At 65.7% G+C, this 12,955-nt stretch carries 15 protein-coding genes; 10 read left to right on the top strand and 5 right to left on the bottom strand.

Features of this window, described 5'->3' with window-relative positions; all coding sequences use genetic code 11:
* Nucleotides 1-963 (bottom strand): tyramine oxidase subunit B (locus B8115_RS01990; protein ID WP_010626063.1); only part of this gene is annotated, 963 nt, incomplete at its 3' end.
* A 304-nt stretch (nt 964-1,267) separates the two neighbouring features.
* Here B8115_RS01990 and B8115_RS01985 point away from each other — a divergent pair.
* The 4 genes from B8115_RS01985 (at nt 1,268) to B8115_RS01970 (ending at nt 4,772) form a co-directional block, all read left to right on the top strand.
* Entirely contained in the window at nt 1,268-2,296 is a 1,029-nt protein-coding gene (locus B8115_RS01985; RefSeq protein WP_010626062.1) for an aspartate carbamoyltransferase, read from the top strand.
* A gap of 113 nt (nt 2,297-2,409) precedes the next feature.
* Nucleotides 2,410-3,057: a hypothetical protein gene (locus B8115_RS01980; RefSeq protein ID WP_010626061.1), complete on the top strand. Its 648-nt coding sequence runs from the start codon at nt 2,410-2,412 to the stop codon at nt 3,055-3,057.
* Nucleotides 3,058-3,295: 238 nt separating this feature from the next.
* Nucleotides 3,296-4,051 carry an ABC transporter ATP-binding protein gene (locus B8115_RS01975; protein ID WP_010626060.1) on the top strand — a complete coding sequence of 252 codons (756 nt, stop codon included), beginning with the start codon at nt 3,296-3,298 and terminating at the stop codon, nt 4,049-4,051.
* Nucleotides 4,044-4,772, top strand: coding sequence for an ABC transporter ATP-binding protein (locus tag B8115_RS01970; protein WP_010626059.1), 729 nt, complete (start codon nt 4,044-4,046; stop codon nt 4,770-4,772). Before B8115_RS01975 ends, B8115_RS01970 begins: the two co-directional genes overlap by 8 nt.
* Nucleotides 4,773-4,780: 8 nt before the next feature.
* Here the strand turns inward: B8115_RS01970 and B8115_RS01965 are convergent, their stop codons facing one another.
* The gene (locus B8115_RS01965; RefSeq protein ID WP_035589846.1) at nt 4,781-5,626 is read right to left on the bottom strand and encodes an AraC family transcriptional regulator; all 846 of its coding nucleotides are present in this window, start codon (nt 5,624-5,626) and stop codon (nt 4,781-4,783) included.
* A gap of 108 nt (nt 5,627-5,734) precedes the next feature.
* Between B8115_RS01965 and B8115_RS01960 the strand changes: the two genes are divergently transcribed.
* The 6 genes from B8115_RS01960 (at nt 5,735) to B8115_RS01935 (ending at nt 11,490) form a co-directional block, all read left to right on the top strand.
* A complete protein-coding gene (locus B8115_RS01960; protein ID WP_010626057.1) occupies nt 5,735-6,964 on the top strand; it encodes an ABC transporter substrate-binding protein in 1,230 nt (409 codons plus the stop codon).
* A gap of 71 nt (nt 6,965-7,035) precedes the next feature.
* Nucleotides 7,036-7,923, top strand: coding sequence for a branched-chain amino acid ABC transporter permease (locus B8115_RS01955; RefSeq protein WP_010626056.1), 888 nt, complete (start codon nt 7,036-7,038; stop codon nt 7,921-7,923).
* A gap of 1 nt (nt 7,924) precedes the next feature.
* Nucleotides 7,925-8,908 carry a branched-chain amino acid ABC transporter permease gene (locus B8115_RS01950; protein WP_010626055.1) on the top strand — a complete coding sequence of 328 codons (984 nt, stop codon included), beginning with the start codon at nt 7,925-7,927 and terminating at the stop codon, nt 8,906-8,908.
* Between the two features lie 14 nt (nt 8,909-8,922).
* Nucleotides 8,923-9,771: a phosphoenolpyruvate hydrolase family protein gene (locus B8115_RS01945; protein ID WP_010626054.1), complete on the top strand. Its 849-nt coding sequence runs from the start codon at nt 8,923-8,925 to the stop codon at nt 9,769-9,771.
* Nucleotides 9,768-10,208, top strand: coding sequence for an SRPBCC family protein (locus tag B8115_RS01940; RefSeq protein WP_010626053.1), 441 nt, complete (start codon nt 9,768-9,770; stop codon nt 10,206-10,208). Before B8115_RS01945 ends, B8115_RS01940 begins: the two co-directional genes overlap by 4 nt.
* 67 nt (nt 10,209-10,275) lie before the next feature.
* Nucleotides 10,276-11,490: a Tm-1-like ATP-binding domain-containing protein gene (locus tag B8115_RS01935; protein ID WP_010626052.1), complete on the top strand. Its 1,215-nt coding sequence runs from the start codon at nt 10,276-10,278 to the stop codon at nt 11,488-11,490.
* A gap of 23 nt (nt 11,491-11,513) precedes the next feature.
* Here the strand turns inward: B8115_RS01935 and ruvX are convergent, their stop codons facing one another.
* From ruvX to B8115_RS01920, 3 genes are all read right to left on the bottom strand, one after another.
* Nucleotides 11,514-11,972 carry a Holliday junction resolvase RuvX gene (gene ruvX / locus B8115_RS01930; protein WP_010626051.1) on the bottom strand — a complete coding sequence of 153 codons (459 nt, stop codon included), beginning with the start codon at nt 11,970-11,972 and terminating at the stop codon, nt 11,514-11,516.
* Nucleotides 11,972-12,544: a YqgE/AlgH family protein gene (locus B8115_RS01925; RefSeq protein WP_010626050.1), complete on the bottom strand. Its 573-nt coding sequence runs from the start codon at nt 12,542-12,544 to the stop codon at nt 11,972-11,974. Before B8115_RS01925 ends, ruvX begins: the two co-directional genes overlap by 1 nt.
* Nucleotides 12,545-12,573: 29 nt before the next feature.
* On the bottom strand, nt 12,574-12,955 hold a 382-nt coding region (locus B8115_RS01920; protein ID WP_010626049.1), incomplete at its 5' end, for a TonB family protein.

The raw sequence follows: 12,955 nt of genomic DNA, 5'->3' as shown, positions 1-12,955 counted from the left end.
GAGGTCCTCGATGGCGTCGGCGGACAAACTGCCGTCATGGATCATGTCCATGAACTTCATGCCAACCAGTGGTATGCAGTGGTGGGCGGGCTTGGGCACTTCTTCGTACCAGGCCTCGTACAACCCAATGTTATCGAGCACCTTGCGCACGTCCGGGGCGGCCATGTCGGCACCGAAGTTGCACGGCGCCGGCATGGCCAGAAAGGTGCCCGGGCTGACCCACTCGCGCTTGACCAGCGGATAGTCGTCGGGATTACCCACTTCCCCCGAGGCGCAGTAGGTCACGATGTCGGAGTCGCGCACCACCGATTCGATGTCATCGACCACCTCGATGGTGGCGATCTGCGGATAGTTCTCGCGCACCCAGGCGATGAAGGTCTCGAGGCTCTTCTTGCCGCGCCCTTTGACCTTGACGGTATCGATCTGCGGACAGGCGGCGATGAAGGCCGCCAGCGAGGTGCGCGCCATGACGCCGGGCCCGTAGATACCCACCACCTTGGAGTCCTTGCGCGCCAGATGACGAGCACCAACGCCCGGCACCGCGCCGGTGCGGTAGGCCGAGAGCAGGTTGGCCGACATGTACGCCAAGGGCGCGGCCGTGTCGGCATCGCTGAGCGTAAACATCAGGATGGAGCGCGGCAGCCCCTTATCCCGGTTCTCGATGTTGGAGCCGTACCACTTCACGCCAGCCGTGCAGAAGTTGCCGCCGAGGTAGGCGGGCATCGCCATCATGCGGCGGTCGGCGGTGGGCTTGGGCATGTTGGGAAAGGGGGAGTTCTCGGGGAACATGATCATGGCCCCGTGGGAGTCGTTGTTGGGACCCGCCATGCGGTAGTCGCCTTGATGGAGCAGCCCGAACATCTCCTCCATGGTGTCCACGCAGGCCGGCATATCGGTGACGCCCGCTCGAACCATGTCCTGCTCGGAGAGGTAGATGAAATCGATTCTGGTGTCGTTGGCCATTGCTGAGTACCGATTTGTTATTGGAAAACCGTCAGGTTTCATCGACTGCTCCAGGCCAGGCGTGATAATTCATGACTGGAGCAGGCCAGGCCCCCATACTTGCGTGTCGATGAACATCGGCGTTAACACAAATCGGCAATATAGGCTTTCCGACCCAAGCCTCTTGCGTGGTAGCCCCTGCGATGAGGACAACATCGGGCCGATCACTTCGACCGCTGAGCGGCACGCCGTCGCGGCCCGTGAAGCCCGGCTCCGGTAGCGTTACACTACGGACCATCCTCCGCCGCCACCTTCGAGGCCCTCGATGAGTCGCCACCTGCTCTCCGTCGATTCCCTGACCCGCGATAGCGTCAACCACCTGATGCATGTCGCCGCCCGCATGGAACCCATCGCCCAGCGCCGCCAGGTCACCCGGGTGCTGGAGGGCGCCGTGCTCGGCAACCTCTTCTTCGAGGCCAGCACCCGTACCCGGGTCAGCTTTCACGCCGCCTTCTGTCGCCTGGGCGGCAGCGTGTGCGACACCACCGGCTTCACCTTCTCCTCCATGGCCAAGGGCGAGTCGCTCTACGACACCAGCCGGGTGATGAGCGGCTACTGCGACGCCATCGTCATGCGCCACCCGGATCAGGGCTCGGTGGCCGAATTCGCCGCCGCCACCCACGTGCCGGTGATCAACGGCGGCGACGGCCCCGGCGAGCACCCCAGCCAGGCGCTGCTCGACTTCTACACCATCGACAAGGAGTTCACCCGGCTGGGCAAGAAGCTCGCCGGCGCCCACGTGCTGCTCACCGGCGACCTCAAGTACGGGCGTACCGTGCACTCGCTGATCAAGCTGCTGTCGCTCTACGACCCCATGCGCATCACCCTGGTGGCGCCGCCGGGGCTGGAGATGCCCGACTACCTCATCGATCTGGTCGCCTCCCGCGGCCACCGCATCGAGCAGCGCACCAGCCTGGCCGACGACTACACGGACGTGGACGTGGTCTACACCACGCGCATCCAGAAGGAGCGCTTCACCGCCGAGATGAGCGAGGGCTTCAGCCTGTCGCGGGACTTCACCGTCGACCGCGCCTTCATGGACAAGCGCTGCGGCCGTGACACCATCGTCATGCATCCGCTGCCCCGCGACAGCCGGCCGGAGGCCAACGACCTCGACGTGGATCTCAACGGCGACCCGCGCCTGGCGATCTTCCGCCAGACCGACAACGGCATCCCGGTGCGCATGGCGATCTTCGCCACCCTGCTGCAGGTAGACGAGCTGATCGAGAAGGACCTGCGTCCGGTACGCTGGTTCGTGCCCGAGCGGGTGGGTGTGGACGACAGCGCACTCTGACGATGCTGCAACCAACGCTGGGCATCGCTATGCTGTTCAGTAACGAGTAATGTAAGAGCACGAATAACAACGGCGTTGTCGCCCACGGCAACCGTAGAGAGGAGATGTGACGCATGACTCTGGAACGCGCTTACATATTGCTGGCGGTCTTCTATAGCGCCCTGGTGGCGATCGGCGCCATCGCCCTGCTGGTGGGTGGCGGCCCTGTCTGGGGGGTGGCGATACTGCTGCTCGGCGCCCTGGTGGCCGCCGGCCTGTGGGGCCAGACCCTGGGCAAGCCGGTGATGAACCCACGCATGTGGCGCCCGCTGACGGGTATTCTGGCGGTCGGTTTCGTGCTGCAGCTGTTCGCCGTGTTCTCGCTCTCACTCTCAGGGGCCGAGCTCACCTGGCTGCTCACCGGCGCCATCTTCTCCGTGCTGCCGGCCATCATGCTGTTCCAGTACGGCAAGCGGGACCAGGAAGTCTGGGCCACGCCCGAGGAGTGCGAGGGCGGCAAGATGCTGCGTGAGCTGCTGGCCAGGCAACGCGAGCTGGTGCTGGAAAAGCAGGAGGCCGACCGCCAGGCCACGGTCAAGTTGACCAAGGAGGGCGACACCTACCGCGCTAGCGTCACTCGCGGCAACGGCGTCGAGGTGGAGCGCTTCGAAGAGCGGTTCGCCTGCCCTGCCACCCTGGCCTTCTTCGTCATCAAGTACACCTGCATCTCGGTCAACGACATCGCCGCCCAGTATGCCGAGGAGCGCGCGCTGACGACCTGAACGGCTCGTGTGCCCACATGCATTCGTCTCGTTTCGAACGGACCCCGACGGGGTCCGTTCTGCGTTTGTCCGTCACCTATTGCGGCCTTTCGACCACAGGGCTGTTGTGGTTTTTGGATATCCACACGTGTTCTGCAACCATGGCGCCGCCTGCTCCCCGGGTCAACACTGAAGCGGACGGGTTGACGACGAGACGCCCGTCGCCTCGATACCGACAACAACAATCGCGGAGCGCACGATGGCGGAGGCAATCATCGAGACCCGGCAGCTGACCAAGAGCTTCCGGGGCTTCAAGGCGGTCAATGGCATCTCCATCCGGGTCGAGCCCGGTACCATTCATGCCCTGATCGGCGCCAACGGCGCCGGCAAGACCACCTGTTTCAACCTGCTCACCAAATTCCTCGAGCCCAGCGCGGGCAGCATCTTCTTCAAGGGCAGAGACATCACCCGACTCAAGCCGGACCAGGTGGCACGCCTGGGCATGGTGCGCTCGTTCCAGATCTCGGCGGTCTTCAGCCAGCTGACGGTGCTCGAAAACGTCAAGCTGGCATTGCAGCGCCGGCGCGGCGAGTCCTACGACTTCTGGGCCTCCCAGCGTCGGCTCGACGAATATCGCGAGCGCGCCATGGGCCTGCTGGAGGAGGTGGGCTTGAGCGAGTGGGCCGATACCCCGGCCGCCGAGCTGCCCTACGGTCGCAAGCGCGCCCTGGAGCTCGCCACCACCTTGGCCCTGGACCCCGAGCTGATGCTGCTCGACGAACCGCTGGCCGGCATGGGCACCGAGGACGTGGGCCGTACCGCCGAGCTGATCCGGCGTGTGGCCGCACAGCGCACGGTGCTGATGGTGGAACACAACCTGGGAGTGGTGGCCGAGCTCTGCGACCGCATTACCGTGCTGGCGCGGGGCGAGGTGCTGGTGGAGGGCGATTACGCCACCGTATCGCGGGACGAGCGGGTGATCGAATCCTATATCGGAGGAGCGCAGCATGCCTGAAGCCGCCATCGCACACAGCGTCGAGCCGATGCTGGCCATTCGCGACCTTCACGCCTGGTACGGCGAGAGCCACGTGCTGCACGGCATCGACCTGGAGGTACTGCCGGGCCAGGTGGTAACCCTGCTGGGACGTAATGGCGCCGGCAAGTCCACCACGCTGAAATCGATCATGGGTATCGTGCCACGGCGCCAGGGCCACATCCGCCTCCAGGGCAGCGAAACCATCGCCATGCGCCCTTTTCAGATCGCTCGCCACGGCGTGGCTTACTGCCCGGAGGATCGCGGCATCTACGCCACGCTCGATGTGCGCGAGCACCTCGAGCTACCGCCCCTGGTCGACGACAGCGGCCTGAGCACCGAGCAGGTGCTGAACCTGTTCCCCAACCTGCGCGAGCGGCTGCACAGCCCCGGCAGCAAGCTTTCCGGGGGCGAGCAGCAGATGCTGGCCATCGGTCGCACCCTGCGCACCGGCGCCAGGCTGCTGCTGCTCGATGAGCCCACCGAAGGGCTCGCGCCGAGCATCGTGGAGCAGATCGGTCGCACCATCCATCAGCTCAAGGAGCAGGGGTACACGATCCTGCTGGTGGAACAGAACCTGCGTTTTGCCATGAGCGTGGCCGACCATTTCTACCTCATCGATCACGGTCAGGTGGCCGCCCGCTACGACCGCAAGGGCATCGAGCAGGATGCCGACGAGCTGCTGTCCCGGCTTGGCGTCTAGCCACCGGCTCAGCTACGGGAACGATGGCGAAAGTGCGAGGGCGAGATGCCGTTCATGCGCTTGAAGGTCTTGGAGAAGGCGAAGGCGCTGCGATAGCCCACCCGCTCGGCGATCTCCTCGATCGGCAGGTCGCTGGTCGCCAGCAGGTGGGTGGCATGCTGCATGCGCAGCTGGGTGAGCTGCTGCATCGGGCTGCGCCCGAAGACCTTGCGGCTGATGCGTCGCAGGTGCTCGGTGCTGACATGGGCGATCTCGGCCATCTCCTCGATGGTCCAGTGCCGCTCCAGCGTCGGGATCACGGCATCGAAGACCGCCACGATGCGGGCATCCCGACGCCAGGGGTCGGCAAAGCGCGCGATGTAGTTCTCGATGGTATCGATCCACATCACGCAGCTGGCCGGATCCGCCTGACCGTGGAACACCTCGCTGTAGAGCCCCATCACGGCGTGCTTCATCGGCTCGGGGTCGAAGTGCTGCATGATCGGGGCGATGGTGCCGACCACCGAGCGCGGGGCGCTGGGCAGGTAGCGCAGCCAGCAATACTGCCAGCGCTTCCCGGGTACGGCATGAAAGGCATGCAGCGCATGAGCCGGAGCGAAGGACATCATGCTGCCGCGCATGGTGCACCAGCGCCCGTCGAGCAGCATGCGCCCCTCGCCGCCGAGAGAGCCGTGGATATAGGCGCCGCTCAGCCGGGTACGCACGATGCGATAGGGCACCGCGGCATCCCCCACGCCAACGTGGGAGATATGCCGCTGCTCGAGCGCGGCGCAATCCTCGGCGCGCACGATCCACTGCTGGGTATCGTCGCCGACGATGTGGGTTTCGGATAGCTGTTCGTGTTCTGCAGCCATGGCGCGTTCGCCCATGTTGGCTCTAACTGATAAAGGCCCAACGGTACCTACCGTTCGAATCAACGCAAAACCAAAACAATAGCGAGTCGAGAAACAGGAGACATAACAATGCCAGCCAAACACTCCTTCAAGACCCTGGCCCTTTCCACCGCGGTGCTGAGCCTCGGCGGCTTCACCAGCGCCATGGCCAGCGAGGCCTACTCCGACGGCGTAGTGCGAATCGGCGTGCTGACGGACATGTCGGGGATCTATACCGACCTGTCCGGCGAGGCGGCGGTGGAAGCCGTACGCATGGCCGTCGAAGACTTCGGCGGCGAGGTCAACGGCGTGCCCATCGAGGTCATCCATGGCGACCATCGCAATCGCGCCGACACCGGCGCCAGCCGTGCCCGGGAATGGTACAACAACGACGGCGTCGACATGATCAACGATCTGTCCAACTCCGGCGTCGCCTTGGCGGTGGCCGCCGTGGCCGCCGAGCAGCAGCGCCACGCCATCGTCAACTCTTCGTCCAACATCGGCCTGACCAACGACTACTGCTCGCCCTACGTGACCCACTACACCTACGACGCCTACTCGCTGGCACAGGGCACCGGTCAGTCGATCGTCGAGGATGGCGGCGACACCTGGTTCTTCCTCACGGTGGACTTCGCCTTCGGCATCGGGCTCGAGGAGCAGGTGTCCCAGGTGGTACGCGACGCCGGTGGCCAAGTCGTCGGGGCGGCCCGCCACCCGCTCAACACCACCGACTTCTCCTCCTACGCGCTGCAGGCCCAGGCCTCGGGCGCAGAGATCATCGGCATCGCCTCCACCGGCGCCGATGCCATCAACGCCATCAATGCCCTGGCCGAGTTCGGCGTCACGCCCGACCAGCGCCCGGCCGCCCTGCTGCTGTGGTACGACGACATCGTCAGCCTGGGGCTGGAAACCGCCCAGGGACTGATGCTGACCAACGCCTTCTACTGGGACGCCAACGAAGGGACGCGCGAGTTCTCGCAGCGTTTCTACGAGCGCACCGGCCGCATGCCCAACATGGCGCACGCCGGCAACTACTCTTCCACCATGCACTACCTGAACGCCGTCGAAGCCGCCGGCACCGACGACGCGACGGCCGTCTCCGAGAAGATGCGGGAGCTGGAGATCAACGACTTCTTCGCCACGGGCGGCTATATCCGTCCCAATGGGCGCATGGTCCACGACCAGTATCTGTGGGAGGTGAAGTCGCCCGAGGAGTCGGAGTACGACTACGACTTCCTGCGCCTGCTGGCCACCATTCCCGGCGAAGACGCCTTCCAGCCCCTCGAAGAGAGCACCTGTCACCTGCTCAACGGCAACTGATGACTTACCGCGCATGCCGGTCCACGGCCCGGCATGCGCCCCTACTTCGTTGATCTTGTGAGCAAGTGATCATGGACATTTTCGGCATTCCCATTCAGGCCCTGCTGGGACAGCTCATGCTGGGCATCGTCAACGGCTCCTTCTACGCGGTGCTCAGCCTCGGGCTGGCGATCATCTTCGGGGTACTCAAGATCGTCAATTTCGCCCATGGCGCCTTCTTCATGCTGGGGGCTTTCACCGCCTTTCTGCTCGCCCAGTACATGGGGCTCAACTACTGGGTCACGCTGCTGGTGGCCCCGCTGCTGGTAGCCGTCTTCGGCATGCTGTTCGAGTTCCTGTTCCTGCGCCGGCTCTACGGGCTCGACCCGATCTACGGCCTGCTGCTGACCTTCAGCCTGGTACTGGTGCTGGAGGGTGGCTTCCGCGTCGCCTTCGGCTCCTCCGGCCAGCCCTTCGCCACCCCGGAACTGCTGCGCGGCACCATCAACCTGGGCTTCATGATCCTGCCGCTCTATCGCGGCTTCGTGATCCTCTCGGCGCTGCTGCTGTGCCTGGTCACCTGGTTCGTCATCGAGCGCACCTCGCTGGGCGCCAGCCTGCGCGCCGCCACGGAGCGCTCGGAGCTAACCCAGGCCTTCGGCATCAACGTGCCGCGCCTGATCACCCTGACCTACGGCGTCGGCGTCGGCCTGGCGGCCTTCGCCGGGGTGCTGGCCGCGCCCATCTTCCACGTCAATCCCTCCATGGGCTCCAGCCTGGTCATCATCATCTTCGCCGTGGTGGTGATCGGCGGGCTAGGCTCGATCATGGGTGCCATCGTCACCGGGCTGGGCCTGGGCGTGGTGGAAGGCTTCACCCGGGTGTTCTACTCGGAGTTCTCCTCCACCATCGTCTTCCTGGTCATGGTGCTGGTGCTGCTGCTGCGCCCGGCCGGTCTGTTCGGCAGGGAGGAGGGCTGACATGCGCACTCTGTCCTACACGGCCCTCGCCCTGCTGGTGCTGACACTGCTGGTCATTCCGTTCGTGCCCCAGCTGATCTACATCGTCTTCGTCATGAAGACGCTGTGCTTCGTGCTCTTCGCCTGCTCCTTCAATCTGCTGCTGGGGCATACCGGCATCCTCTCCTTCGGTCACGCCGCCTTCTTCGGCACGGGAGCCTACGTGACCGGACAGCTGGTCAAGGCGTACGGCGTCCCTACCGATCTGGGCATTCTGGCCGGCGGCCTGGTGGCGGCCGTTCTGGGGGCGATAGTCGGAAGTCTGGCCATCCGTCGCAGCGGAATCTACCTGGCCATGATCACCCTGGCGCTGTCGCAGCTGGTCTATTTCTTCTTCCTTCAGGCGCCGTTCACCGGCGCCGAGGACGGCCTGCAGCGGATCCCCCGCGGCACCTTCCTGGGAGTGATCGACCTGCGCAGCGACACGGCGCTCTACTACGTGGTGCTGGGTATCGTCGCTGCCGGGCTGTGGCTGGTATGGCGTACCGTCAATTCGCCGTTCGGCAACGTGCTGCGGGCCATCCGCGAGCATGAGCCGAGAGCGATCTCGCTGGGCTACCCCGTGGCGCGCTACAAGATCCTGGTGTTCACCATCTCTGCCGGTCTGGCCGGTATCGCCGGCTCGCTCAAGGCCATCGTGTTCCAGCTGGCCGCCCTCTACGACGTGCACTGGCACACCTCGGGCGACGTGATCCTGATGACCTTGCTGGGCGGCATGAACACGGTATTCGGCCCGGCGGTAGGCGCTGCCCTGGTCTCCGCACTCAACCACTACATGGACCCTTTCGGCGCCTGGGTCACGGTCATCACCGGGCTGGTCTTCATGACCTGCGTGCTGACCTTCCGCCAAGGCGTGGTCGGCCAGCTCGGCCAATGGCTCCGCTCACGCCGCACCCCGACACCTTCCGCCAAGGTTCAGCACCGCTCACACGTTCAGCAGCACTGACTAGGAGTACTGACATGCCCGTTTTCGACCGCAACACCCTCATGGCCCGCTTCCAGGAGATGGTCGCCCGCGGCCAGCCGATCATCGGCGGCGGCGCCGGTACCGGCATCTCGGCCAAGTGCGAGGAGGCCGGCGGCATCGATTTGATCGTGATCTACAACTCCGGCCGCTACCGCATGGCGGGCCGCGCCTCCTCCGCCGGCCTGCTGGCCTACGGCAATGCCAACCAGATCGTGCAGGAGATGGCGCTGGAGGTGCTGCCGGTGGTCAAGCGCACCCCGGTGCTGGCCGGGGTCAACGGCACCGATCCCTTCGTGATCATGCCCAAGCTGTTGCGGGAGCTGAAGGAGCTGGGCTTCTCCGGGGTGCAGAACTTTCCCACCGTGGGCCTGATCGACGGTACCTTCCGCGTCAGCCTGGAGGAGACGGGGATCTCCTACGGCAGCGAAGTGGACATGATTCGCCTGGCCCATGAGATGGACATGCTCACCACGCCCTATGTGTTTTCGGCCGACGAGGCCGTGGCCATGGCGGAGGCGGGCGCCGACATCATCGTGGCGCACATGGGCGTCACCGTGGGCGGCACCATCGGCGCCGAGTCGGCCAAGAGCCTCGACGAGTCGGTACGCCTCATCGATGACTGGGCCGAAGCCGCCAGGCGGGTGCGGCGGGACGTGATCATCCTGTGCCACGGCGGCCCCATCGCCACCCCGGAAGATGCCGCCTACGTGATGCGCGAAAGCGAGCACTGCAACGGCTTCTACGGCGCCAGCAGCATGGAGCGGCTGCCCACGGAGATCGCCCTCACCGAGCAGATTCGCCGCTTCAAGGCCATCAGCGACTATCAGGAGACCGCCTCATGACCCGTGTCTACGTCAGCGCAGTGATGCCCATTTCCCTGGCCCAGGCCTGGAGCGTGCTGCGCGATTTCAACGGCCTGCCGAACTACCATCCCTTCTTCGCCAGGAGCGAGATCGAGGGGGGCAAGCCAGCCGACCAGGTCGGCTGTGTGCGCCACTTCCACGACCACGACGGCAACTTCATCCGCGAGGAGCTGCTCACCCTCTCAGACCGCGAACACCGCTGCTGCTACCGCATCCTCGAGGCTCCGGCGCTGCCGGTTCAGGACTACGTGGCGGAAATGCGCCTCAAGCCGATCACCACCAGCGGGCAGTGCTTCGGCGAATGGTGGGCGGAGTTCGAGGTGGCCGAGGCCGACCGAGAAGACGTCGTGCAGCGGGTCTCGGATACCTTCCGGCTCGCCTTCGAAGGTGCCGCCGAGAGCCTGGCCAAGGCCTGACGGTATCGATCAAGGCGCTCATTCCCAACAACGAGGCCGGCGCGACGAACGCCGGCCGGGAGGCACCATGGCAAAGACAGCCTTCGTCATCGGCACCTGCGACACCAAGGCCGAGGAGTTGCGCTACCTTCGCGAGCTGCTGCGCTCTGCCGGGGTCGACGCCCGGATCGTCGACGTGGGAACCAGCGGCAACGCTGCGCAGGCGGCAGACATCACCTCCCACCAGGTGGCCGCCTGCCATCCCCAGGGCAGCCAGGCGGTGTTCGTCGACGATCGGGGCAAGGCGGTGGCGAACATGGCCGAGGCGTTGCGCCAGCTGCTGGCAGGCCGCGACGACGTGGCCGGCGTCATCGGCATTGGCGGCTCCGGCGGCACCGCGCTGATCACCCCGGCCATGCGCGACCTGGACATCGGCGTGCCCAAGGTGATGGTCTCGACCATCGCCTCGGGCAACGTGGCGCCTTATGTCGGCGCCAGCGACATCGCCATGATCTACTCCGTGACCGACGTGGCGGGACTCAACCGAATATCGCGCCGGGTGCTGGGCAATGCGGCCCATGCGCTGCTCGGCATGCTCGCGGGGCAGGTGCCCGAGGCCGCCGACGACAAGCCGGCCATCGGCTTGAGCATGTTCGGCGTGACCACCGCCTGCGTCAACGGGATCACCGGTGCGCTGGCCGCGGACTACGACTGCCTGGTGTTCCACGCCACCGGCACGGGCGGCGTCTCGATGGAGAAACTGGCGACCAGCGGCATGCTCAAGGGCCTGCTGGACATCACCACCACCGAGATCTGCGATCTGCTGATGGGCGGCATCTTCAGCGCCGGTGACACACGGCTGGACGTTCTGGCGCATACCGAGCTGCCCTACGTGGGTTCCTGCGGCGCTCTCGACATGGTCAACTTTGCCGGGCGGGAAACCTTGCCGGCGCACTATCGGCAGCGCCTCGTCTACGAGCACAACCCCCAGATCACCCTGATGCGCACCACCGCCGAGGAGAATGCATGGATGGGGCAGTGGATCGGGGAGAAGCTGAATCGCAGCCGGGGGCCGGTGCGCTTCTTGCTACCCGAAGGCGGGGTCTCGGCGCTGGATGCCCCCGGCCAGCCCTTCCATGACCCGGCGGCCGACGCGGCGCTGTTCGCGGCCCTGGAGGCGACGGTGCGGCAAACGTCCGAGCGACGGCTGATCCGCTGCCCCTGGCATATCAACGACCCGGAATTTGCGGCGGCGGCCGTGGCGGAGTTCCATGAGCTGATGGGCACCGGCCAGTCTTGCTGAGGGAGACCAGGGCCGGGCGACACTCAACGCGCTGGCGGCAGCCCCTCCTGACGGGCGAACCAGCTCTCGAGGATCAAGACGGCGGCAATGCCGTCGACGCCGTCGTCGCGGTAGCTCTTGGCGGGATTGCGCAGCAGCCCGGACTCCCGCGCGATGGCCTTGGCCTCACGGGTGGAACCGCGCTCGTCGACCATCTCGCAGGGTTTACCGTAGCGGCCGTAGAGCCGCTTGCCGAACTTGCGCGCCCTGGCGCTCATCTCCGATTCGCTGCCGTCCATGTTGAGTGGCAGCCCGACCACGAACAGGTCCGGCTGCCACTCCTCGACCAGTCGCGTGACGACGTTCCAGTCGGGGATGCCGTCGCGGGCCGGCAGCGGCTCGAGCTGGCGGGCGCTGGCCAGCAGCTCGTTGCCCACCGCCACGCCGATACGGCGGGTGCCGAAGTCGAACGCCAGGATCAGACGCTTTCCCGCAGCGGTCATCACGAATGCCCGGCTTCCCGCGACATCAGATTGAGGTCCACGCCGAGAATGCCGGCGGCGGCACTCAGGCGCTGCTCCGCCGGTACCTTGAACAGGATGTCGCCCTCCGCCTCGACGGTGAGCCAGGCGTTGTCCTTCAGCTCCTGCTCGAGCTGACCCGCCTCCCAGCCGGCGCAGCCCAGGCACACCAGGAACTCCTCGGGACCGCGGCCGGCGGCCAGCGCCAGCAGGATGTCCATGGAGGTGGTCAGGGCGATGTCGTCCTCCACCTGAATGCTGGAATCCCACGGGGTACTGGAGCCGCGATGCAGGATGAAGCCGCGGTCCTTGTGGGTCGGGCCGCCGTAGTAGACCGGCGCGTTGCGATGCGGGCTCTCCTCGCCGTCGAGTTCGAGCTGCTCGAACAGCGCGTCCAGGGTGATCTCCAGCGGGCGGTTGACGATCACGCCCATGGTGCCGTTCTCATCGTGGTCGCACAGATAGCTGAGGCTGCCGGCGAAGTTGGGATCTTCCAGGTGCGGCATCGCCAGCAGGAAATGACCTCTCAAGCCTAGGTTTTGCACGGATTGCATGGGACTCCCGGGCGGTGGACAAACAAAGCCTAGCGCACGCCACCGAAATGATTGCCTTGCCCGAACCGCCAGACGCGGGTGATGGAGAGACTGTCTAGCTCCCCCATGCTGCCGTCGAAGGGCCGGTAGGGCCCGGCACCGTGCACGGTATCCAGCGCCGCCTGATCGAGTTCGGTATGTCCTGAGGATTGTACCACCTCCGCCTGGCGAAGCTGACCATCTCGACCAATCACCACCCGAATGCGCAGTTGGCCGTGCAGGTGGCTCGGTGCAGGATGCACCCGATTGCCGTAGTCCTCGACGCGGCGGGTCCAGTCGTCGATGTAGCGCGCCTCGGCGGCCCGCTGTGCCGCACTGCGCGGCGCGTCGTCGGCCGGCCCGGCCAACTGCTGGTCGAGCCCCTGCTGTCGA

The sequence above is a fragment of the Halomonas sp. KM-1 genome, from assembly GCF_000246875.1.
In the GTDB taxonomy this organism is placed as follows: Bacteria; Pseudomonadota; Gammaproteobacteria; order Pseudomonadales; family Halomonadaceae; genus Halomonas; species Halomonas aerodenitrificans.
The sequence above is the reverse complement of the archived record's forward strand: the minus strand, read 5'-3'. Positions and strand labels throughout refer to the sequence as shown.